The organism is Halobacillus sp. A5 (assembly GCF_024189315.1).
Taxonomy (GTDB): Bacteria; Bacillota; Bacilli; order Bacillales; family Halobacillaceae; genus Halobacillus_A.
The window spans coordinates 654491-674922 of the sequence record NZ_JAIZEO010000001.1 but is presented as its reverse complement, the minus strand read 5'-3'; the positions used below and the strand labels follow the sequence as shown (position 1 = coordinate 674922).

At 34.3% G+C, this 20432-nt stretch carries 29 protein-coding genes; 27 read left to right on the top strand and 2 right to left on the bottom strand.

The window, feature by feature from the left end:
• The first annotated feature begins 80 nt into the window (after positions 1-80).
• The gene (locus LF822_RS03575; RefSeq protein WP_253922583.1) at positions 81-1013 is read left to right on the top strand and encodes a tyrosine-type recombinase/integrase; all 933 of its coding nucleotides are present in this window, start codon (positions 81-83) and stop codon (positions 1011-1013) included.
• 69 nt (positions 1014-1082) lie between these two features.
• Here LF822_RS03575 and LF822_RS03570 read toward each other — a convergent pair whose 3' ends face one another.
• Positions 1083-1328 carry a helix-turn-helix domain-containing protein gene (locus LF822_RS03570; RefSeq protein ID WP_253922582.1) on the bottom strand — a complete coding sequence of 82 codons (246 nt, stop codon included), beginning with the start codon at positions 1326-1328 and terminating at the stop codon, positions 1083-1085.
• A 175-nt stretch (positions 1329-1503) separates the two neighbouring features.
• Here LF822_RS03570 and LF822_RS03565 point away from each other — a divergent pair, with 175 nt between their 5' ends.
• The 10 genes from LF822_RS03565 to LF822_RS03520 all read left to right on the top strand — a co-directional run bounded on the left by LF822_RS03565 (position 1504) and on the right by LF822_RS03520 (position 9276).
• Positions 1504-1755, top strand: a complete 252-nt coding sequence (locus LF822_RS03565; RefSeq protein WP_253922581.1) for a hypothetical protein — start codon at positions 1504-1506, stop codon at positions 1753-1755.
• A gap of 146 nt (positions 1756-1901) precedes the next feature.
• Positions 1902-2051 carry a hypothetical protein gene (locus tag LF822_RS03560; RefSeq protein ID WP_253922580.1) on the top strand — a complete coding sequence of 50 codons (150 nt, stop codon included), beginning with the start codon at positions 1902-1904 and terminating at the stop codon, positions 2049-2051.
• 213 nt (positions 2052-2264) lie between these two features.
• A complete protein-coding gene (locus tag LF822_RS03555; protein WP_253922579.1) occupies positions 2265-2435 on the top strand; it encodes a hypothetical protein in 171 nt (56 codons plus the stop codon).
• A 415-nt stretch (positions 2436-2850) separates the two neighbouring features.
• Positions 2851-3018: a hypothetical protein gene (locus LF822_RS03550; RefSeq protein ID WP_253922578.1), complete on the top strand. Its 168-nt coding sequence runs from the start codon at positions 2851-2853 to the stop codon at positions 3016-3018.
• Positions 3019-3162: 144 nt separating this feature from the next.
• Positions 3163-3345, top strand: a complete 183-nt coding sequence (locus LF822_RS03545) for a helix-turn-helix domain-containing protein (protein ID WP_253922577.1) — start codon at positions 3163-3165, stop codon at positions 3343-3345.
• Positions 3346-3364: 19 nt separating this feature from the next.
• Positions 3365-3583, top strand: a complete 219-nt coding sequence (locus tag LF822_RS03540) for a DUF5659 domain-containing protein (RefSeq protein WP_253922576.1) — start codon at positions 3365-3367, stop codon at positions 3581-3583.
• Positions 3584-4058: 475 nt separating this feature from the next.
• Entirely contained in the window at positions 4059-5069 is a 1011-nt protein-coding gene (locus LF822_RS03535; protein ID WP_253922575.1) for a hypothetical protein, read from the top strand.
• Positions 5057-7780, top strand: a complete 2724-nt coding sequence (locus tag LF822_RS03530) for a hypothetical protein (protein ID WP_253922574.1) — start codon at positions 5057-5059, stop codon at positions 7778-7780. Before LF822_RS03535 ends, LF822_RS03530 begins: the two co-directional genes overlap by 13 nt.
• A gap of 367 nt (positions 7781-8147) precedes the next feature.
• The gene (locus LF822_RS03525; RefSeq protein ID WP_253922573.1) at positions 8148-8849 is read left to right on the top strand and encodes an AP2/ERF family transcription factor; all 702 of its coding nucleotides are present in this window, start codon (positions 8148-8150) and stop codon (positions 8847-8849) included.
• 154 nt (positions 8850-9003) lie between these two features.
• Positions 9004-9276 carry a hypothetical protein gene (locus tag LF822_RS03520; protein WP_253922572.1) on the top strand — a complete coding sequence of 91 codons (273 nt, stop codon included), beginning with the start codon at positions 9004-9006 and terminating at the stop codon, positions 9274-9276.
• Positions 9277-9309: 33 nt separating this feature from the next.
• Here the strand turns inward: LF822_RS03520 and LF822_RS03515 are convergent, their stop codons facing one another.
• Positions 9310-9855: a hypothetical protein gene (locus LF822_RS03515; RefSeq protein ID WP_253922571.1), complete on the bottom strand. Its 546-nt coding sequence runs from the start codon at positions 9853-9855 to the stop codon at positions 9310-9312.
• Between the two features lie 750 nt (positions 9856-10605).
• Here LF822_RS03515 and LF822_RS03510 point away from each other — a divergent pair.
• From LF822_RS03510 to LF822_RS03440, 16 genes are all read left to right on the top strand, one after another.
• Complete coding sequence (locus LF822_RS03510) at positions 10606-11223, top strand: hypothetical protein (RefSeq protein WP_253922570.1); 618 nt, start codon at positions 10606-10608, stop codon at positions 11221-11223.
• Positions 11224-11284: 61 nt separating this feature from the next.
• Positions 11285-11434 (top strand): hypothetical protein, encoded by a 150-nt coding sequence (locus LF822_RS03505; protein ID WP_253922569.1) that lies wholly within the window; start codon positions 11285-11287, stop codon positions 11432-11434.
• Between the two features lie 58 nt (positions 11435-11492).
• Positions 11493-11879 (top strand): hypothetical protein, encoded by a 387-nt coding sequence (locus LF822_RS03500; RefSeq protein WP_253922568.1) that lies wholly within the window; start codon positions 11493-11495, stop codon positions 11877-11879.
• A 14-nt stretch (positions 11880-11893) separates the two neighbouring features.
• Positions 11894-12076: a hypothetical protein gene (locus LF822_RS03495; RefSeq protein WP_253922567.1), complete on the top strand. Its 183-nt coding sequence runs from the start codon at positions 11894-11896 to the stop codon at positions 12074-12076.
• A gap of 243 nt (positions 12077-12319) precedes the next feature.
• Positions 12320-12700, top strand: a complete 381-nt coding sequence (locus LF822_RS23010; RefSeq protein ID WP_371925818.1) for an HNH endonuclease signature motif containing protein — start codon at positions 12320-12322, stop codon at positions 12698-12700.
• 302 nt (positions 12701-13002) lie between these two features.
• Complete coding sequence (locus LF822_RS03490) at positions 13003-13419, top strand: hypothetical protein (protein ID WP_253922566.1); 417 nt, start codon at positions 13003-13005, stop codon at positions 13417-13419.
• Positions 13420-13435: 16 nt separating this feature from the next.
• A complete protein-coding gene (locus LF822_RS03485) occupies positions 13436-13936 on the top strand; it encodes a phage terminase small subunit P27 family (RefSeq protein ID WP_371925850.1) in 501 nt (166 codons plus the stop codon).
• Entirely contained in the window at positions 13933-15648 is a 1716-nt protein-coding gene (locus tag LF822_RS03480) for a terminase large subunit (protein ID WP_253922564.1), read from the top strand. Before LF822_RS03485 ends, LF822_RS03480 begins: the two co-directional genes overlap by 4 nt.
• 4 nt (positions 15649-15652) lie before the next feature.
• Positions 15653-15922, top strand: a complete 270-nt coding sequence (locus tag LF822_RS03475) for a hypothetical protein (protein WP_253922563.1) — start codon at positions 15653-15655, stop codon at positions 15920-15922.
• 5 nt (positions 15923-15927) lie between these two features.
• Entirely contained in the window at positions 15928-17208 is a 1281-nt protein-coding gene (locus LF822_RS03470; protein ID WP_253922562.1) for a phage portal protein, read from the top strand.
• Positions 17171-17788 (top strand): HK97 family phage prohead protease, encoded by a 618-nt coding sequence (locus tag LF822_RS03465; protein WP_253923449.1) that lies wholly within the window; start codon positions 17171-17173, stop codon positions 17786-17788. The genes LF822_RS03470 and LF822_RS03465 overlap by 38 nt, the downstream gene beginning before the upstream one ends.
• A 52-nt stretch (positions 17789-17840) precedes the next feature.
• Positions 17841-18956 (top strand): phage major capsid protein, encoded by a 1116-nt coding sequence (locus tag LF822_RS03460; protein WP_253922561.1) that lies wholly within the window; start codon positions 17841-17843, stop codon positions 18954-18956.
• Positions 18957-19008: 52 nt separating this feature from the next.
• Positions 19009-19326: a head-tail connector protein gene (locus LF822_RS03455; protein WP_253922560.1), complete on the top strand. Its 318-nt coding sequence runs from the start codon at positions 19009-19011 to the stop codon at positions 19324-19326.
• Positions 19323-19661, top strand: a complete 339-nt coding sequence (locus tag LF822_RS03450; protein WP_253922559.1) for a phage head closure protein — start codon at positions 19323-19325, stop codon at positions 19659-19661. Before LF822_RS03455 ends, LF822_RS03450 begins: the two co-directional genes overlap by 4 nt.
• Positions 19661-20092, top strand: a complete 432-nt coding sequence (locus LF822_RS03445) for an HK97-gp10 family putative phage morphogenesis protein (protein WP_253922558.1) — start codon at positions 19661-19663, stop codon at positions 20090-20092. The genes LF822_RS03450 and LF822_RS03445 overlap by 1 nt, the downstream gene beginning before the upstream one ends.
• Positions 20089-20418 (top strand): hypothetical protein, encoded by a 330-nt coding sequence (locus LF822_RS03440; protein ID WP_253922557.1) that lies wholly within the window; start codon positions 20089-20091, stop codon positions 20416-20418. Before LF822_RS03445 ends, LF822_RS03440 begins: the two co-directional genes overlap by 4 nt.
• Positions 20419-20432 lie beyond the last annotated feature (14 nt).

The following is a 20432-nucleotide window of genomic DNA, read 5'->3' as shown; positions in this document are numbered from 1 at the left end:
ATATGCTTTATCTTTCAAAAGAGCCACTTTCCTTATTAGATTATTAACCAAAAATCTAAATAGAGGGGTGGCTTTTTTGTATGGAATTAGTTACTGATTTAATCGAGGAGTATCTGTATCACTGTATGGCTAGGGGATATACTGCCAAGACAATGAAAAATAAAAGACAGGAGTACAAACAATTCAATACATTTTTAAAAGAAAGAAGGGGAATCACTGAGGTTGAAAACATTACTGTTCACGATATGAAGGCATATGTACGGAGCAAACAATTAGATAACTTACAACCTCAAAGTATTGTATCAATGGCAAAGAACGTAAAAGCATTTTTGAATTGGTGCATTTCCGAAGAATACTTGAACGAAAATCCAATGACAAAAGTTGCGCTCCCTAAAGTTCCAAAAAAGGTGGTAGAAGGTTTTACCTATGAAGATGTGAATGCCATGATCAATGCTTTTAGCACTAAAACAATGTTAGAAGCTAGAAACAAAGCCATAATAGCCATGCTTGCGGATTGTGGGCTAAGATCAATAGAAATAAGAAGTCTCAGGGTGAACGATGTAAGGGACAGTTCTATACTGGTTAGTGGCAAAGGAAATAAAGAAAGAATGGTTTCTATTAGCCCGGCACTTAAAAAGATTCTAATTCGATACGAACGCTTAAAAGAAAAGTATTTTGAAGATAAGAGTATTAAAGCTGATCGTTACTTTTTGTCGTATCAAGCTGGGGAGATATCACATGTAGGGCTGTATAACGTCATACAGAGGGCTGGAGAGCTTGCAGGAATTAAAAAGAGGGTACACCCCCATGCTTTTAGACACTTCTATGCAGTGTCTGTATTAATTGGATATGACAGTGTAGGAGGTTTGGACTTATATACAATTTCCAGGTTGCTAGGCCATTCAGAAACAACTGTAACTGAAAATTATTTAAGATCCATTACAGATCAGCAATTATTGGACAAAGCTGTGTCAGCAAGCCCATTAATGAATTATAATTCTAACAAGCGCTGATTTATAAGTCTGGTAACAGCAAGGATATACAACAAATTAAGTCATAAAAAAGCAGCCCTAAACTTAAAGTTAGGGCTGTTTACTTATAGGAACAAATTCAACTACGTCTTTGATATCACAGTCTAAATATTCTACCATCACAGCAATTACATCTAATGCTATATAGCCATTTTTATTCATTTTCGAAAAGGTTGCAGGCGATATACCTAAGTTATCTCTTAACTCCTGTTTCTTAATCCCTTTATCAATCAATGTTTTTTCAAATGGTTTATAACTTGGCATGATCGTAGTTGCCTTGCGTCTTTCTTTTGCCATATTATCACCCCACAATCCTTAGTATAATACACTTTGCTAACTTTTTATACTTAAAGTTCAAGAAATTGTACGAGAAGGGGTTGTTTTATTTTCCAGGAGGGTGTATGATTAATTTAGTTCAATAAGTTGAACTTTTAGTATTACTTTAAAAACTAAATGATAAGGGGAAATGAAAATGGACAAAAAAATGATGGGTTTAAACGAGGTAGAATCATTTGAAGCGTTAGTTGAGGAAACAGTGATTACAAAAGAAATCTTAATTGAAAAAGCTGATGACACAGCTGCATTTGCGAATGGTTATAAAGCGGTAATCGTTCAACAAGATGAAGATGAGTTCTCAAAATTATATCTTGCATATATCCCTGAGCTGCAGGAAGAAGTATGGTTATGTCCGAGTGACTTCATAGTAGAGAAATGGAAAGTCTAAGCGTTATAAAACATTGTTAGAGCATACTTTATGATTAACCAGTGCCTTTTACAACTAGAGATTACATAAATTACTTGGTTAAGATGCTCATTATTTATGGGATAATTACAATGTGAGGGATAACGTTAGTTCAAGGAGGGGTAATAATGGGAAAAGAAGTTGAGATGAGTGAGTGTGTCCATGAAATCGACTATAGCCACTCCTACACTTTCAGAGATAAGGCTCTAGAATTATTGATCGATTATATTAATGAAACATCCGATTTTCGAGTAGAAAAAAATAAGGGAGAGAATTAGTAATGGAAAAGTGTGTTAAAACGGGGTGCGATGGACGAAATGAGTGAGATTGATATTTCAAATTGCGAAATTATTGTTGATGAGTCCTCAGAATACACTATCAAGGACATGCTTCTTGAGATGATTATTGAGTATGTTAACGAGAACACGGAGCATCAAATTAAAAAGAAACTAGTCAGGTAAGTTATAAGAAAGTAGGAAGGGAGTCAGAAAATGAACAGCATTGATACTTCTGAATGCGTAGTTACAATTGAAGAAAATACAGAGTCTACAGTAAAAGACAAAATGATCGAAGTCTTAATTGATTTTATCCATGAAACAACTGATTTTGAGGTGGAAAGAGTTGATAAAGGAGAAAGCGTTGCTGATAGCTCTATATTATAATTGCTCACCTTTATCAAAAATCTCATGTAAATCATCTATAAAATCATAATCTTTTTCATTTGGGTCAAACATGTAATCACCTCCCAAATACTAATATAGTTGTAGGGAGAGTAATTTAGACCAAAATAGTAATAAAAAAACACGCATACTTAGTTGCGTGAAATAGAAAATCCGCTATAATATATAGTAGGGCTATTTTACCTACACGTGCCAAAATGAGGTAGTCTATTTGACTATCTCTGACTTTTTTGCATCCAATTTTAAGTTGAACCTTGATAACTGAATAGGCGGTTACTGAAAACCGTATTTTCTACCTGTACCGATAGTATAATATGACTCAATCTAAAATGCAAGTGGAGATCTAAATTCAATTAAAATCACTCTTTTATTCAGAAATTGAAAGGAGGTGATAAAAATGGGCAAACAAAAAGAATACACCTTTGTAGATACATTTGTACAAGTGGAGCGTTCTCCAGAAGAGAGACAAAGAAGGTTGGATGTTGTGTATAAGTTGTACTTCGATATGATTCTAAAAGACTTTGAAGAGTATTTGGAGGATATGGATAGAGATAAGGACGAATAAAACGATCAAATCGTCTGTTTTATGTAAGTTAGCCATATTAAAAAATACGATGATCAAGGCGTTTTTGCTAGATCAAAATGGTTTTTAGGTGGGGAGGGTACGTATTTATTATTTTTTGTCTTATTTGTGAAAGGAGGTGAAAGGATGGAACTGACTGAAAGAGAGCTAACACAGATCAAACGTAGAAGGGCCGGTATCAGTTTAGAAGTGGCTGCAAAAGAATTAGGTTGTCATTATACATACTTGAGCAAATGGGAACGTGATAAACGTGATATGCCGGATAAGTTAGTTAGTGCTTACCAGCAATACGTAAACGAAAGACAATAATCAAATGGAGTTGATCTTAATGGATAAATCAAGTCTGCTTTTCTGTTACAGCAAAAATTTATCAGATCATTTGCGACAATATGGATTTCAACCATTGACTTTGGCAAAAAACGCAAAGACTGACCAGTTATTCTCATTATTTTATCGTAGTCCTGAACTTTTGAAAGCTCTAGATGATTATAATGCCAGGATTAATAACAAAAGGGAGCGTGAGTATGAAAAAGTTATAAAATCGTAACAGTCAAAAGTCAGTCATGGCAAGGGTTATACATAATTGGTCAAGAAAACTAGGCATTTTTTAAGAGCAAAGGTAAGCGATTTTAGGAAAAAGTTATAAAATAGATGCGCAATGATCAATATTTAGCAGAAAAAGTTATAAAATCGTAACGTATAGTGGTTATTGGTTGAAATGCTGTCATATCAACGGTTTGGAAGGATTTTAGGTATTCTTAAAAAAGAAAAAGTTATAAAAGTGTAACAGTCAAGCATCTAAAATGTTGGATAAAGTTATAAAATCGTAACCTAATTAATTTAAAGTAATACTCTTTATATAATTTAAAAAATAATATCTCGTCGGTTGAAAGTAAATTTCCCCGACAAATTTAAAACATTTCTTAGGTCAAGGTCAAAACCTTCGCTTGGACAATTTGAAATTTGTTGTTGTTTGTTTTTGGTGAATTTTTAAATACTAAATTTTTAGAGGAGTTTTGTTAATGGATAATTTTGCGTTGGAGTCAATAAAAATTAAATCCAGTTGGTTTGATGGCGGAAAAGATTCTGTGTTTCAGAAAATGGGAAAGGAAAAGGGTTTGGAGTTGTATCTGCAGCTTTTCCGTTTCCGTGTCCACCAAGGGGATATTACTAAGCATCATTTCATTACGAGTGTGGGTGAGCTGCAACAACACACTAATGTAAATGTTAGTACCAAGCTGTCACCAGTCAAAATAGCTGAGTTACTTGAACGTTTTGAGAAACTTGGCATCATAAAGAACCATTCGTTTAAAGACTGGTCGGCTATATATAAAAATAATGATGATTATGGAAAAGTACATACCGACAAATTATTGAAGCTAGAGGCTATTGATACACCTGAAACTGTGCAGGAAGTTGTTAAAGAAATCAAACAAGATATTCCTGTGACAGAAGATGATAAATACATCAATATTACTTTTGAAACTGTAAATGAGATTTACGAAAAGAATCTTAATTCAAAAGCTTTGACAGTATTCTTTTTTATTCGTAAATGGTCGAATGCTTTAGGTGGAGAGAAAAAAGCATGGATGAACATTTCCAAGATAAGTGACCGTTTAGGATTTAACAACAATACAGTTACCTCATTATTGATTGAATTAAATATGACTGGCTTCATACATACAACCGTTAAAAAAGTAAATAAACGTGACAGCTTCGAGCATGTTGCTTGGTTTAAAAAGTGGAAATGCACAGTTGATGAGTTTGCGGAGACGAATAGAGAATCAACAGAAATTTTTCTGAAACGGTACATGGATAAAGGTGTTCCTTCTTCTGTTCTTAAAAAAGCAATGGAAAAACATAATTGGGGATGGGTTTATCAATATAAGAAGGCAACAGATCCTTCTGAAAGGTTTGCTCAAGAACAGGATGATGTATTCGCCAGCGTTGATGATAGCGAAATTTCAGATGACGAAAATTCTTGGGGTGAAGAGCCAGTTGGTTATAGAAGCGAAGATAGATGGGCGATTTAGAAAAAACTACTAAAATAAAAAGGGGAAATTTATTGATGAGTAACCTAAAAGAACAAATTTATCTATATTCCATCAGTACAGATGGGTTTTATAACGAGGAAGAGAATGCAATACATAATAGGTTGATGAGATGCTATGTCTGCAGAAACCGTTTAAAAAAGTATGAAGTCAATGTTGAAAGAAGGATGAGATTTATCAGTGAACATATCAATGAGTTGAAAAAAGAATTAGATGAACTGCTGGAAGAAAATGAAGATATGAGAATACTTAGAGAAGATGCTTTTAAGGATACGAATAAAATTAGTCAGTTTATGTCAACACTTACACGTACACTTGAGTTAGAAGACAAGGAAACAACGAAAGATATTGTTATTGTGAGAGCTTACCATTACAAGGTACTTGAAAATCTAATTCACAAAGGTTTTGTTAATGAGGATGGAGAACATTTTAAATACTTTGCTTCAAGTGCTGGTATGATCCGAAATAAGAAATCAGTATTTATTAAGAAAAGTGTAATGGAAGATGAAACGTTTCATAACCGTATCTGGTGTGGGATTGATAAAGAAAGAATCAACAATAAGAAGTTTGAAGATAAAGAAGGCAATGAAGAGTATGGCATTAACATAAATAAGATGAACGCATACTTAGCTCTTTGTATGACAAGCAGCATACCCTTTAAAGATTTTGATATTGACCGAGCGATTGTCGTTAAAGACTTCGAGACTGTACTAAAGAATCAGACAGTAGATTACATAGATGAAAAAACCTTTAAACCTGAACGAAAACATAATAAATCGATTACAATCAATCATCTTGACGGTGCAGGAATAATGTTGCCTGAAGTAAGAGAAAAGAGTCTGCAGTTTAGGATGCCTCACTTTAAAGGTTTACTTATCCCATTTCCGTTTGATGATTTTATAACCGATAAGATGAGGAAAGATGATGTGACTGTAACAGACATTTACGGTGAAGAGTGGGATATTATTGCTCAAGACATACAGTATATTTTTACAGAAAGTCAGTTTAAATTAGCTAAATATTACAATAATTGGGGTGAGTATAAGTCAGCATTTAAAAAGGGTTGTGAATTTGTTATCTGCAAAGAAGAGGAGAGCAAATTTCCTGATAAGCCTACCAACTACCAGATGCTTCAGACACTGGATGATATGAGTGCAAAAGAATTAAAGATACTTGCAAAAAAGACAAACAAGGATATAGCTGAAACCGGTCAAAGTAAAGAGGTTATGACACGTATTCTAGGTGTAAATAAAGAGGAAGACGATAAGAATGAATTTCAAAAAGCTTTAACTATTTATCCTGAGTTGTTAAATGATCAACACAGTAAAGAGGCAGTAAGGAATACCAGGGATTCTCTTTATAAAGATGCTAAGGCAGGAAGGTTATTGTTAGAGGGTAGTAAACGTACTTTCATAGCTCCTGACTTATATGCTTTCTGTGAATGTTTATTTGAGGGCATTGATGAGCCAGTAGGACTGTTGAAGAATGGAGAAGTAAGTTGTCAACTATATGATAATAAGAAAACATTGGATGTATTGCGCTCACCACACTTATACAAAGAGCACGCTATACGTGAAAATGTAAGGAATACAAATACACGTAAATGGTTTGACACTAATTGCATTTATACTAGCATCCATGATCCAATTAGTAAGGTGCTTATGTTTGATGTAGATGGTGATGAAGCTCACATAATTAGTAATTCAACTTATACTTACATAGCTAAGCGTAACATGGAAGGTATCGTACCGTTAGATTATGATTTACCAACTGCTAAAAAGGAAAAAATCAGCGAAGAAAGTATTTATAATTCGTTGATTGCAGCATACTCAAAGAATATTGGAGAAGTAAGTAATTCAATCTCAAAAATATTTAACCTTCCACATAACAAGATTGATTTAGACACAGTGAAGCAACTTTGCTTTATAAATAACGCAATTATAGACTATGCAAAAACATTGTGGATGCCGGAAGTGCCAGAAGAAGTGAAAGCCAGGATTAATGAACTGACTGAAGGTAAGTTACCTCATTTCTTTATCCATGCCAAAGATAAGACTGAGGATCAGGTGGAACCACTCATACATAATGAAATATTTGATACTATGCCTGAAAAAGACCAACAAATATACTTAGAGCACATAACCACTGTTAATAAGCTTGAATACATAATTAAAAAGAAAAGAATCCATTTCTCAAAAGTAGTTGATGACTTTGATTATCGATTCTTAATGAAAAAGAAAAAGGTCAAGAAGAAGGATCAACAGGTTATCAACAAATACAATGAGATTAATCGTGCGAAAAAGACTTTTATTCGTAAACAAATGGAATTACAGGATGTGAACAATAAAACCAGGTTGAATGTGTATGACGAGATTAGGAAAGCATTGTTAGAAATTAATAATGATGAAGATACTGTTGTGGATATGCTAATCGAGTATGTTTATACCGAGAAGCCTGATAGTAAGAAGTCAACTTTGTGGAAGTCATTCGGTGATGTACTATTTAGAAATCTTGAAGAAAATTTAGGTAGTGAAGCTTGGATTTGTGAAGATTGTGAGTGCATGTTTAGGAAAGTGACAAAGAATAAGGTTGTGTGTGATAAGTGTAAAAAGAAGAGGGATCGAGAAGAGGATAGAAAGAGAAAAATAATGTCAAGAAATAAACTTCGGACAGAAAATGGTAAGACTGCCTGAAGCCTTTGGGGGAGTAAGAGTATAAGAGAATAATACATAAAAATAGATAAGTAACTATAAGGGGAAGGGAAAAGCTAACGGGTCATTTAGAGCTTAGTATCCTTCTCTTTTTTATTTATTTTTTATTTTAAAATTGTATACCATTCCATTTTTATCATAACATTTTATTTGTTCAATAGCAATAAGGGAAATAACTATTTTTTTATACGTTGTAATGGGTCTCATCCACCCTTTTTTTATTAGTAGCGCAGGGCTGCAGTCTAATTAACTGTAGTCCTCATTTTTTTATTTACTAATAAGTTGATGAGATTGATTAGAACGTATAAGCGATTATGCGTTACTACATAAAAAGAAAGAGGATGATTAGATGAAAGAAGTAAAAAATGAGGTAAGAGTAAGGGATGGCTATGTGGAAATCAAATTAGAAGGTAAGCATGGGAAAGATGAAGAAGGTCTTCCCAGGATCACGAAAGTTGATGCAGAGGACTACATAAGGCTGAAATTATGGAAGTATCGTTGGCTATTTACTGGTTGTAGAGGTGGATATGCAGTAGCAAGAGACAGTAAAAATAAGAAAATCATTCGGCTACATAGACTTATTTTAGGATTAACTGACGATGATCAGCGATGGGGAGATCATATCTCTAGAGAATATCTCGGGTTAGATAATCGTAAAAAGAATTTAAGGGCTGTTAATCCAGATGAAAATTGTTATAACAGACAGAGAAACAAAGGACAAAAATATAAAGGTGTTTCAATCAAATACGGGAAGTATAGAGCGCAGACAAGAGTAGATAGAAAGAAAGAGCATTTTGGCTTATGGGAAAATGAAGAATTGGCTGCATATGCTTATGATTGTGCTGTAAAGAAAGTGTATGGAGAATTTGCACACCTAAATTCCATTGATAACTTACTTACTAATGAAGAAAAAAAGAGAATTGAAGAGTACGTATCTGCTAAGTTAGGTAGGATTTATGAAACTGAAAATGAAAGAGTGGAACGTATTGACCTGACAAATAAATTTACTGATAAGCAACAGGACGATTCGGATATAGAAGATATGAAGTAAATACATAATGACTGTATAAATCAAACATAGAACAATTTTCACCGAAAAATACATAGAATATAGTAAATTAATATCATGATAATCCATATTAAGGAAGGGATTTCTCTCTGTTTGGCGAAGATTTATATAATGACCAATGGAGGGAGGTAGTAAAATGCCTGATGTACTAGAACCAATTGACTTACGACTTCTTCAAGCTATTTATGACAAAGACTATAGTCGTAAAGAAATTAATTGGGATGAGTTTGAGTCAATTAATCACAGAGCTTCTCATCTAGAGCGATTAGAGAGAAATGGGTTTATAGAATTTAAAGGAGAGGCTCTGACACCTGGGGGACAGAAAGATCCTAAGTACGGTACTGCTATTGCTATGATATGGCCGGAAAACATCCATATTACAGATATAGGAGTAGAGAAATTAAAATAATAATAAAACACTCCATTCCATAGTGGAGTGTTTTTATTTTGTTCTTATTATCGATAAAGGATCTACATTTAGACACGTTTGTTTACCATTTATATCAGTTGAGATGACTGTAATTTTTATTTTACCGACAGGATCAATTAATTCACTGTTAAAAGCGAATTTAGTATTTTCCTCATATGGTAGATTATTAGTAAATTTAACGGAATGCACACTTCTTGCTGCAAGATTAAAGAAGATGGGAGTTTCAATTGCCTTTTTCTTATTATGTAAGAGCAATGAATTCACGCCATCAGTTACTTTTAATGTTACGTCAGTGATTGCAGTATCGCCTTTACCTGAATTATAGAATAACAAATTTATGTTGAAATCCATATTCGTTAGTTCTGAGTAGTCTACATCTCTAATCGAAGAATAACCCCCGATATTGTCACGAACTACCTTATACATATCAAAACTAGACTCAGAGTTAATTAATGATAGTTTCACTTTAGGTGTATGTTGTATATACTCTTTTAGCCATCCCAAACCAAAACCAATTATAACTGATACTACTGGGATAATTATCTTTAATAAATCCATGGATTCACTCCTTTAGGGAATATAAGACATTTATGTAATAGCTGGCGATCAATAGACCACCAACCTCTCTAAGGAATTAAGCACGACCTAATATTGATCCAGCTTTACTTTTCTTCTTTTTTGAAGAAGACTCTCTAGCCAAGTCTGAACCAGCTTGGGATAATCTTTTCTTTGTTGGTTTCTTTGCCATAATCTATCACCTCGTTTCCACTAATAACATACCACATCTGATAATTTTTAATCAATATATTGTACTCAAAACAGAAAACTTATCTATATATTGTATAGAACTAGTGTTTGTAATGTATTTTTCCTCATGATACAATTATTGTAAAATGATTGTGAGGGAGAGTGTGTTAATGCGAAAGTTTAAAGTTGTATATAGTCTGACGCACGATTACAAGCTAAGTAGGATAATAGAAGAGGAAAGCCAGGAAGATGCAGAAAAGAGAGTTAGAGAAGAAAGGAAACAATATATATCCTTTCATGATCAACGTGGTGTGTACCATGAAATTGATACATCCAAGGTCTTATTAACTAGAATTTACCCTTTTAATAGTAGATAAAATTCTTAAGCACTCCATATAGGGGTGCTTTTTATTATTTAAGGCAGCAACCTCTCTTTTTATCAATCATTTCACAACATCTATATATAGAGTTCAAAACGTTTATTTGTAACTAAATGTAGAGGTTTTTTGTTTTATGTTACAATATTGGTAGAATTTATCTTAGTTGGGAGAGTAGATATTTATGCTTCAAAATGAAATTGATCAAAAATTAAAGGTAAAGAATGACCTTGTCATAAAATTAGAAGAACAAAAACAACTTTACTTAAAAGAATTAACTCCTTTTGTAACGAATTGGTATAAAGAAGAGATGAAAAGAACCGTTAAAGATAATGCGGATAAAATTACGAGTATAGGTGAAGAAAAAGCTAAGCAGTTGAAAGAAGAAACTCAAGAACTTATTAGTAAAACAGATGATTTAGTTCAAAAACACATCGGTGTTGATTCGATTTGGTGGCATACAAATAACAAAAAATTAGAAAAGTATTTTTCAGAAAGAGAAGTGTTAGAGCCTGTTGAAACAAATATCCGTAAATTATTCGGAGAACTTGGTGCGATTCTGTATAAGTATGATATTGTTAGGCCAAAATCTGAATACAGTTCGGATTATGGTAACTCATGGAAAGAAAGTAACCGGCAAATTAAATATGCATATGGCATTGTTTATTCAGACAAGTTAGTCCAAATCTCCAAAGAATATATTAAATTAACTACAACTTGTAATGAACTCATCGAAGAAATAATTGAACTTAAAGATAGGCAAAAAAAAGAGAATATAGAAGAGTGGTGGGAATCTCTTTAATATTATTTAAGTCACTCATTTTGAGTGGCTTTTTTATTGCCCAAAAAGGAGATGGAGACAAATGAACAAAGAAGATATTAAATATTTTGAGCTACTGGAAAAGATTAATGAACGGATGGAGCAAACGAATCAAACGTTAAAAGAGATGAATGATAATGGTGCTTTTAAATTAGAATATAAACTAAAAGAAGGATGTAATACGAATGATTGACGTATGTAAGACATATACATTACACTAAGTTTCAAAATACTGGTAAAGGGACGATGAGATGAAAACTAAGAAAATGTTTATCTCTTTTACTATTGTCGGGGTTTTATCCATTGCTGCTGTTGGTTGTAGTGAAGACGACACAGAGAGTACTGAATTACCTGCATCTACCTCAGATGCAGAAACCGAATCAACTGAAACCACTGAAGAAACTAAAATGAGCTTTGAAGAAAGGGTAACAATCCTGGAAGATGCAATGGGTAAGGAAGGTTCAGGTAAATCATTGGTGGACGTTACTATGATAGGCTATGATGCTATCCCTTCAGAAGGTGGTTATACGTTCCTTGCTAGTGATCAAGATGAAGAAGATTTATCGATGGTTAAAGTTGTCCTTAACGAAGATGAAACTGTAATTGAAGATGTAACTTATACTGAAATCGAAGAGTAGCAGGAGTGTCTGTAATGAAAGTGCAGAAGAGTTACCGAATCGAAGAAAGCACAGTCGATAATATGGAGAAATTAGTGCAACATTACAAACAAGAGCTTTATGAACAAACAGGTAGCACTATTAATATTAGTGCTGCCTTTGTTATTGAGAGGTTAGTTACTGAAAAGATACGGCAGTTAAAGTTGGACGAGAAGTGAATAAATAAATTAGGGGATAGTGTTCTAGGAAATAGGGGTATGGCTGATGCTATGCCTCTATTCTTTATGCCGTTTTATCTAATAGATGTTGTGGCTAATAGCCTAAGCATACACCATATTAAGGGTATTAGTACCTGTGGTATACCTCTCTGTATTAATGGATAAGGGTATGTGCTTATGAGGGATAGATATTGTATAAAGATAGGCTATGTATATTGTAAGGGCTACCCTATTTGTTAAGGGATGGCTTATACATTTGAGAAGGGTAGGTGTTTGTGTATGCCTGGTAAGTCTTATAAGGCGTGTGCCTATATGCACTGCCATATGTTAACTAAGGATACATACTGTGATACACATAGTAAGGAAGTACACAAAGAGTACAAGAGTAATCGTAATGATAAGAGAGAGCAACAGTTCTACTCAAGTAAAGCGTGGATCAATCTAAGGAATGTTAAGAGACAGATGAATCCATTGTGTGAGATATGTATGACAAAGAATAAGCTAACTCCTGTTGATATTGTTCATCACATTGTTGAGCTTAAAGAAGATTGGAACTTAAGACTAACATTGAGTAACTGTCAAAGTGTTTGTTATTCATGTCACGAGAAGATTCATAGTAAGTGATTATGATTCAGGATATTGGATTAGGAATTGCATTATGGATTGCGGAATATGGATTATGATTCAATCCTATATGCTACGTTAGTAACGTTTTGGTCATTGATAATTATTCAGTGATTGAGGCGTTTTTATTTTGTTCAATTTTAAATGTGATGAAGGTTTTAATAAGAAATTTTATTTATTTCTTGAAGGAAAATTTTTTTGGGCGGGGGGATAGTCGAAAAACTTAAAATAACAATTCAGTAGTCGGCGGCAAGTCAACATTTTATAAACTCCCCCAAATAAAGCAGAAGGGGATTATGTTTATGAATAAAGAAGCGGCAGTTTTGTTCTCCTATAATAACGGATTGTTGTCTAGATTAATACGCTGGGTAAGCAGAGAACGATTTAGCCATGTAGCTATTTTAATTGATAACAGTATGGTTCTCGATGCAAGATTTCTAGGTGGAGTAAAGCAAAGGTACTTGAATTATAAGCCACAAGAAATATTGTGGATGAAACTGGATATGGATAAAGCTAAAAGTTGTATTGGCAGCAAGTATGATTTAAAGAAATTCTTCTGGTATGCCTTTAGAGTAGGAAAACCATGGAATACACCTACTCAATTTTTGTGTTCAGAAGTCATTGCTTATGCTAGTGGTGATCCAAACATGTATGATATGACACCAGATGAAATTTACTATTATGAATTGTCAAAGACTAAAAGCGAAAATGCCTATTAGAAAGGAGTGAAATATGATGGGAAGAAAAGCAAAACCTGCTCATTTGCATTTGTTGGAAGGTTCAAAGAGTCATCGTTCTAATGATGAACTAGAGAAAAGAAAGCAAGCAGAAGAGGACATGAATTTTAAAGACGATTCAGTTAGAGCACCCACTTGGCTAAGAAAAGAAGCTAAGAAACACTTTAATAAATTAGTCAAAGAGTTCAAGGGTTCTGGGCTACTTAAGAATGTTGATGTTAATGCTTTAGCCTTATACGCTGACGCTTTACTTGATTATATAGAGTGTACAAGAACCGTTGAAGAAGATGGATTTACAATTGAACAAACTAACAAAGCTGGTGCAACAAATAGTATTCCTCATCCACTCCTAACTAAGAAGAAGCAAGCCTTTGACCAGATGAGTAAATTAATGGGTGAGTTTGGGTTAACTCCTGCAGCCCGTGCTTCATTAGCAAGAAACATGATTAACGAAACCAAAGAAGATGATGAAGGTAATAAATTTGGTGGTCGAGTATGAGCCTAGTTGAAAGAGTATGGAATTATGCATCAGATATAGTTGAAGGGAACATTTTAGCTTGTAAAAAACACGTCCAAGCATGTCAGAGGTTCTTTGACGATGTAAATAAAATTGAAAATGATGATTTTGAGTATTACTTCGATGGTGATGAATTAATTGATTTTTACGATTGGGCAAACATGTTCAAGCATGTTGAAGGAAAACTTGCTAATCAACCTATTGAGTTAACTGATTTCCAGTTATTCTTAGTAGCAAATATTTTTTGTTGGAAGTCTAAAAAGAATCATACACGAAAGTTCAAACGTGTTTACATACAATTAGCTAGGAAACAAGCGAAATCGCAATTGCAAGCATTAATAGCATCATACGTGGGCTTCTTAAGTGAAGAAAAAGAACAGATTTATATAGCTGGTGTAACTAAAGAACAGTCGAAGATAGTATATCAGCAAATATTGGATCAAATTGATAATGCAAAATTCTTAAATGGTAAATACAAGACCTCATACGGAGTCATTACACATAAAAAAAGTGGATCTGTAATTCAGCCATTATCTAAAGAAGCAAAGAAAACGGGCGACGGTAAATTTCCGTCTCTCAATATAATTGATGAGTACCACGCACATGAGACATCTGAGATATTTGAAGTGCTATTATCAGGTATGATTGGAAGGTTGAATACACTCCATGTTGTAATAACCACTGCTGGACTGGATTTAAATGTGCCCTGCTTTAAAGAGTATGAATACGTATCTAAAATATTAGATCCTGAAAGTACTGTCGATAACGATGAGTATTTTGCTATGGTCTGCGAATTAGAGCCGGAAGATGACATAAAACTTGAAAAAAACTGGATTAAGGCAAACCCCATCGTTGCTACTTATGAAGAAGGTATGGAAGCTCTAAGAAGTAGATTAAAAGTAGCTCTAGAACAACCAGAGAAAATGACTGAATTTCTTACTAAACACATGAATATATGGGTTCAAGCAAAAGAAAATGGATATATGGATCTTCAACGATGGAATAAATGTGGAATTGGTAAGGATGAAAGCCTTCCTGATATCACAGGTAAAGAAGTATATCTCGGAATTGACCTTAGTAGTACTTTAGACCTTACCAGCCTTGGAATTATCATTCCTGTAGGTGATAAAAATGATGAAAAATTTGTTGTCAAAGGACACTCGTTTATGCCTGAAAATACGTTAATGGCTAAGATGAATACTGACAAAGTACCGTATGACTTATACGAACGTCAAGGTTGGCTCTCATTTACACCTGGTGATGTAGTGGACTATCGGTTTCTGCAAAAGTACATAGACGAGCAGGTTGAAAAATACAATTGGAAAGTTAAAGCTCTCTATTATGACGATTGGAATGCCACTCAATTTGCCAATAATGCTGCAGATTTAGGTTACATAACAGTAAAAGTTGTTCAAGGTATGAAGACATTAGCACCAGCTTCAAAAGATTTTAGAGAATTGGTGTATCGAGAAAAAGTAATTCATGACAATAACCCTGTAATAAACTGGGCAATGGGTAATGCTGTAACTAAGATGGATCATAATGAAAACTTTATGTTAGATAAGTCAAAATCTTCTCAAAGAATTGATCCAGTAGCAAGTATTATAACCGCACATGCTCACGCAAGATTCCATTACCAATATGGCGATGTAGGTAATTATAGTGATGAGGATTTGGATAAGTTGGGATGGTGATTAAGTGAAAGAAAAATTGAAGAATACATGGTCAAAATTTAAGAAAACATGTTATAAGATTAAAGCTAAAACTCTAAAAGCAAGCAATGAAATAGCCGAATTTGTAGTTGATAATATTGAAGATGTACTCATTTTCTTAGGATTACTGTTAATTGTGATAGCGACACTAATTTCATTTGGAGTTGCACCTGCTTTATATACGGCAGGTACTTTTATGGTGCTTGTAGGCTTAGGGGTTATAGATCCAGATAGGTTCTCAAGTGGAAGGAGGTGAATTAGTTGCTATTCAAGAAAAATAAAATTAGCAAGAGAAGTCTAACAACAACTGACGAAGAGCTTGCGAAGTTGTTAGGGATTGACATAAATGGAATTTCTAGCAATAAAGCTCGTGAAGCTACATTCTATACTTGTTTGCGTATTCTAAGTGATACCGTGTCAAAACTTCCTCTAAAATTGTATAAAGAGTCTACAAATGGAACAGATGTTGCAAGTAAGCATTATCTACATAATAAAATGAAGCTAAGACCTAATAAGAATATGTCTTCATCTGATTTTTGGAAGATGATTGAGTTTCAACGTAGTTATTTTGGTCACTCTGTTGTTGCTGTCCACACTGCACCTAACGGTAAAGTGGAAGGTTTACATCCATTAGATATGGCTAACGTTGAGATATGGGTTGATAATAATGCAATTATCGGTAAGGACAGTGCCATTTGGTACGTTTACAAACAAGGTACTAGAGAATTTAAGTTTAGAAGTGAAGAAGTTTTACATTTCAAAGGTTTAACCCGTGACGGTATTCATGGTATGCCAATCAAAGATTACTTAGCAACTGTTGTAGAGAATCTGCAATACAGTTCTGATTATGTTAATAAGTATTTTAAAGGCGGTCTAACAGCTAAAGGGTTATTACAATACACTGGGGATATTGAACCAGAAGCTATCAACAGAGTGAAAGCAAGATTCGAGAAGATGGCGAATGGTATGGATAACGTAGGTAAGATACTCCCTGTTCCACCAGGATATGAATTTCAAACCATAAATACTTCAATGGCCGATGCTCAATTCTTTGAAATCACTAACCTGTCAATCAGACAAATAGCAAGTGCGTTTGGTATCAAACAACACATGATTAATGATTTGTCGGGTGCTAAATTCAATAATGTTACTCAGCAGAATGAAGAATTTTATCGAGATACTTTGCAATCCATCCTCACTATGTATGAGCAAGAACTTACATACAAGTTACTAACTGAAAAGGAAATAAATGAGGGTAAATTCTTTAGATTTAATGTTGATGCCATACTTAGAACAGACCTTAAAACTCGTTATGAGGCTTATAAAATAGGTATTGAAGGCGGATTTCTCATGCCTAATGAAGCCAGAAAGAAAGAAGATATGGTATCTGCAGAAGGCGCAGATCAATTAATTGTCAATGGAACAATGCAACCTCTGGATAAAGTAGGAATGGCTTACGAGGGTCAGGGCAAAAATGCCTTTGAAGGAGGTGAAAACATTGACGATGAACAAGGAAACACGAACACTAACGATGCCGATTGAGCTTAGAGCAAGTGAAAATGATGAAAGTAAGCAAGTTATTGTCGGATATGCTCTTAAATTTAATTCAGAATCAGAAGATTTAGGTGGATTTGTTGAAATTATTGACCCTTCTGCCTTAAATGGTGCTGATATGTCTGATGTTAGAGGACTCTTTAACCATGATCCTAACATGGTGTTAGGTCGCTCTAAATCAGGCTCTTTGACTCTAGAAGTTGACGAGTTTGGACTAAAATACATAATTGATCCGCCAGATACATCATTTGCTAGAGATTTAGCTTTTTCTATGGGTAGAGGCGATATCGACCAGTCTTCATTCGGATTTGGCATTACTTATGATGGAGACGAATGGAAATACGATGAAAAACGTGATATTTATGTCCGTAAAATTAATCAATTCCATTCAATTGTGGATGTGAGTGTCGTAACGTACCCTGCTTATCAGGCTACTGAGAGTGTTGTTGCACAACGTAGCCTAGAAGATTACAAGCAAAATCAAGAAGAAATTAGGCAAGCAAAGGTAAGAGAAGAAGAAAGAAAGCTCAAACAAAAACAAATAGAAATTGAACTGGAACTTTTCTAATAGAAAGGTTCTTTTTTAATACAAAAAATTAATGAAAGAGGTAATTTTTAAAATGAAAAAAGTAGACGAACTAAAGCAAATGAAGGCTAATCTTAAGGAAGAAGTTCGATCCTTAAACACAGAAAACAAAATTGATGAAGCAAGTACTAAATTAGAAGAATTACGTTCACTAGATAAACAAATTGAAATCCAAATGGAACTTGATAAAGAAGAACAGCGTGAGGTGGAAATTAAAATGGAAAAACGTGAAAATAACAATCAAAAACTAGAAACTCGTACAGTATTTACTAAAGCTGTACAAGGAAAGTCTCTTACACAAGAAGAAAGAGCACTTGTTCAAGCATCTGTTAACTCTGATGGAGGATACTTAGTACCAGAAGAAATCAAAAACGAAATTAACGAACTTAAGCGTCAATACAAGTCTGCAAAAGAAATTATTGGTACTGTTCCTGTAACTACAGAAGCTGGTTCATTTGTACAAGAAGACCTTGCTGGTATCACTGAGCTTGTAAACTTTGACGAAGATAACTCTGGTCTTGATGAACAAAAACCTAAATTCCGTAACATTGAGTACAAAGTTGCTAACTACGGTTCTGTAACTCCTATTTCTCGTAGCTTCCTTCAAGACGAAACAGCTAACTTCATGAATTTCCTTAATGGTCATTTTGCTAAGAAAGCTATTCGTACTGAAAATGCTAAAATCTTTGCTGCACTAAAAACAGGCAAGACTGCTAAAGCTGTTACTGATCTTAAATCTCTTAAGAAAATTGTTAATGTAGACATTGATCCTGCAATTAAAGCACTTGCTGTAATGGCTATGAACCAAGACGCTTTCAACGCTCTTGATGAGATGGAAGATAATAATGGTCGTCCATTACTTCAAAAAGACCCTGCAAACCCAACTCAATACTTAGTACTTGGTCTTCCTGTACATGTTTATTCTAATGCCGAACTTCCAAGTGTTGACGGTCAAGCTCCAATGTTTATTGGTGCTACAAGCGAAGGTGCTAAATTCTTTGATCGTGGTGTTTATGAAGTAGCTGTTTCTACAGAAGCTGGATTCACTAAGAACCAAAACGTTGCTCGTGTTGTTGAGAGGTTTGATGTAAAACAGGCCGATACATCGGCATATGTACTGGCAGAAATCGACGTTTTACCAGAAGTTTAATAACTGATTGAAGGGGATAATTCCCCTTCTTTCTAATAGGGGAGGCGATTAAATGTTAGAACCCAATTTAGTCACCCTAGACGAAATGAAAAGCTACTTAAGATTGGAACGAGACGATATTGAAGAAGATGCTGATATTACTAGCTTCATCCTTGCTGCTGAGGACTATTTGAAGAGGGCTACGGGATTCAAATTTGAAGATGAACAGCCTGACACAGCAAAATTGATAGTTAAATTACTCACTTCACACTGGTATGATCACAGGTCAATTGTTTCCAGTTCACACGTTGCTGTAAATAAAGTGGATTTCACTGTAAGGGCTTTGCTGGCTCAGTTGACTTATACGCATGTAGAAGGTGAAGAAGAATGATTTCAGCAGGGGATCTTAATAAGCGAATTAAGATACAAGGTAAATCTTCTGATGAGCCACAGTATGACGATGATGGGTATTTAATCGAAAATCCTGAGCCTGCTACTTACAGTGTTAGAGCAAAGGTTAAACCTGTCTCAGCACAAGAATATCACAAAGCTAAAGCAGATCAGACTGAGAATATCACGAGGTTTGTTATTCGTTATCGTAAAGGGTTACATGTGGATGATAGTATGCAAGTCATCTACAAAGATAAGGTTTATGAAATTGAATCAGTCATTAATGACAATGAGGCAAATATTACCTTAACCATAATGGGAAAGGAAGTGTCTTAATGTCTAACTTTGGCGTTCAAGGATTAGAAAAGTTCGATAAATTGACTAGGGAAATAGCTAAGATGGCTAAAAATCTTGACGGTGAAACAAAAGAGGACGCAATGAAAGCAGGTGCGGAATTTTTAAAGGGAAAAATAGAAAAGCACCCTAATGTTCCTGTTTCTAGTCAAAATAAGTCTCATGCTCGTGACAACTTTAAAGTTGTAAAGAACAAAGAAGATAATGTGTACGAAGTCGGTGTGTCTGACAAATACTTTTACCTGTTTTTTCATGAATTTGGTGCTGATAAAGGGTTTCATGAAGTAGATGGTAAGAGATTTGTGACTCCTGCAATTGCAGCAAAGCCGTTTTTACGCCCATCTTTGGAAAATAATTCAGATAAGATTCAAGAAATAATGGCTGAAGTGATAAGGAAGTCGATCAAATTATGAGTATGAATAGTATTATCATCAATGCTCTTAAGCCTTATGCTCCTGTTGCATTCCACCATTATACAGGTACAGAAACAACGTACATAACGTTTTTCACTTATAACGAAAGATCAGGATTGATTGCTGACGATGATGAAGTGTCAACGGTTTATAGCATACAAGTTGATATTCATAGCAAGGGAAACCTTGAAACATTAGAAGAACAGGTTAAAGAGGCTTTAAAGAAACATGGTTTTAGAAGGACATGGGCAATGGAAGTATTCAATATCGAAACAAAGACATACCGTAAAAACATGTCCTTTAGGTTAGAAGACTTTAAAGAGTAGACAAGTGGATATAC

Coding starts and splice junctions, on each gene's coding strand:
- LF822_RS03575 (WP_253922583.1), top strand. CDS start 81: ATGGAATTAGTTACTGATTTAATCGAGGAGTATCTGTATCACTGTATG.
- LF822_RS03570 (WP_253922582.1), bottom strand. CDS start 1,328: ATGGCAAAAGAAAGACGCAAGGCAACTACGATCATGCCAAGTTATAAA.
- LF822_RS03565 (WP_253922581.1), top strand. CDS start 1,504: ATGGACAAAAAAATGATGGGTTTAAACGAGGTAGAATCATTTGAAGCG.
- LF822_RS03560 (WP_253922580.1), top strand. CDS start 1,902: ATGGGAAAAGAAGTTGAGATGAGTGAGTGTGTCCATGAAATCGACTAT.
- LF822_RS03555 (WP_253922579.1), top strand. CDS start 2,265: ATGAACAGCATTGATACTTCTGAATGCGTAGTTACAATTGAAGAAAAT.
- LF822_RS03550 (WP_253922578.1), top strand. CDS start 2,851: ATGGGCAAACAAAAAGAATACACCTTTGTAGATACATTTGTACAAGTG.
- LF822_RS03545 (WP_253922577.1), top strand. CDS start 3,163: ATGGAACTGACTGAAAGAGAGCTAACACAGATCAAACGTAGAAGGGCC.
- LF822_RS03540 (WP_253922576.1), top strand. CDS start 3,365: ATGGATAAATCAAGTCTGCTTTTCTGTTACAGCAAAAATTTATCAGAT.
- LF822_RS03535 (WP_253922575.1), top strand. CDS start 4,059: ATGGATAATTTTGCGTTGGAGTCAATAAAAATTAAATCCAGTTGGTTT.
- LF822_RS03530 (WP_253922574.1), top strand. CDS start 5,057: ATGGGCGATTTAGAAAAAACTACTAAAATAAAAAGGGGAAATTTATTG.
- LF822_RS03525 (WP_253922573.1), top strand. CDS start 8,148: ATGAAAGAAGTAAAAAATGAGGTAAGAGTAAGGGATGGCTATGTGGAA.
- LF822_RS03520 (WP_253922572.1), top strand. CDS start 9,004: ATGCCTGATGTACTAGAACCAATTGACTTACGACTTCTTCAAGCTATT.
- LF822_RS03515 (WP_253922571.1), bottom strand. CDS start 9,855: ATGGATTTATTAAAGATAATTATCCCAGTAGTATCAGTTATAATTGGT.
- LF822_RS03510 (WP_253922570.1), top strand. CDS start 10,606: ATGCTTCAAAATGAAATTGATCAAAAATTAAAGGTAAAGAATGACCTT.
- LF822_RS03505 (WP_253922569.1), top strand. CDS start 11,285: ATGAACAAAGAAGATATTAAATATTTTGAGCTACTGGAAAAGATTAAT.
- LF822_RS03500 (WP_253922568.1), top strand. CDS start 11,493: ATGAAAACTAAGAAAATGTTTATCTCTTTTACTATTGTCGGGGTTTTA.
- LF822_RS03495 (WP_253922567.1), top strand. CDS start 11,894: ATGAAAGTGCAGAAGAGTTACCGAATCGAAGAAAGCACAGTCGATAAT.
- LF822_RS23010 (WP_371925818.1), top strand. CDS start 12,320: ATGGCTTATACATTTGAGAAGGGTAGGTGTTTGTGTATGCCTGGTAAG.
- LF822_RS03490 (WP_253922566.1), top strand. CDS start 13,003: ATGAATAAAGAAGCGGCAGTTTTGTTCTCCTATAATAACGGATTGTTG.
- LF822_RS03485 (WP_371925850.1), top strand. CDS start 13,436: ATGGGAAGAAAAGCAAAACCTGCTCATTTGCATTTGTTGGAAGGTTCA.
- LF822_RS03480 (WP_253922564.1), top strand. CDS start 13,933: ATGAGCCTAGTTGAAAGAGTATGGAATTATGCATCAGATATAGTTGAA.
- LF822_RS03465 (WP_253923449.1), top strand. CDS start 17,171: ATGAACAAGGAAACACGAACACTAACGATGCCGATTGAGCTTAGAGCA.
- LF822_RS03460 (WP_253922561.1), top strand. CDS start 17,841: ATGAAAAAAGTAGACGAACTAAAGCAAATGAAGGCTAATCTTAAGGAA.
- LF822_RS03455 (WP_253922560.1), top strand. CDS start 19,009: ATGTTAGAACCCAATTTAGTCACCCTAGACGAAATGAAAAGCTACTTA.
- LF822_RS03450 (WP_253922559.1), top strand. CDS start 19,323: ATGATTTCAGCAGGGGATCTTAATAAGCGAATTAAGATACAAGGTAAA.
- LF822_RS03445 (WP_253922558.1), top strand. CDS start 19,661: ATGTCTAACTTTGGCGTTCAAGGATTAGAAAAGTTCGATAAATTGACT.
- LF822_RS03440 (WP_253922557.1), top strand. CDS start 20,089: ATGAGTATGAATAGTATTATCATCAATGCTCTTAAGCCTTATGCTCCT.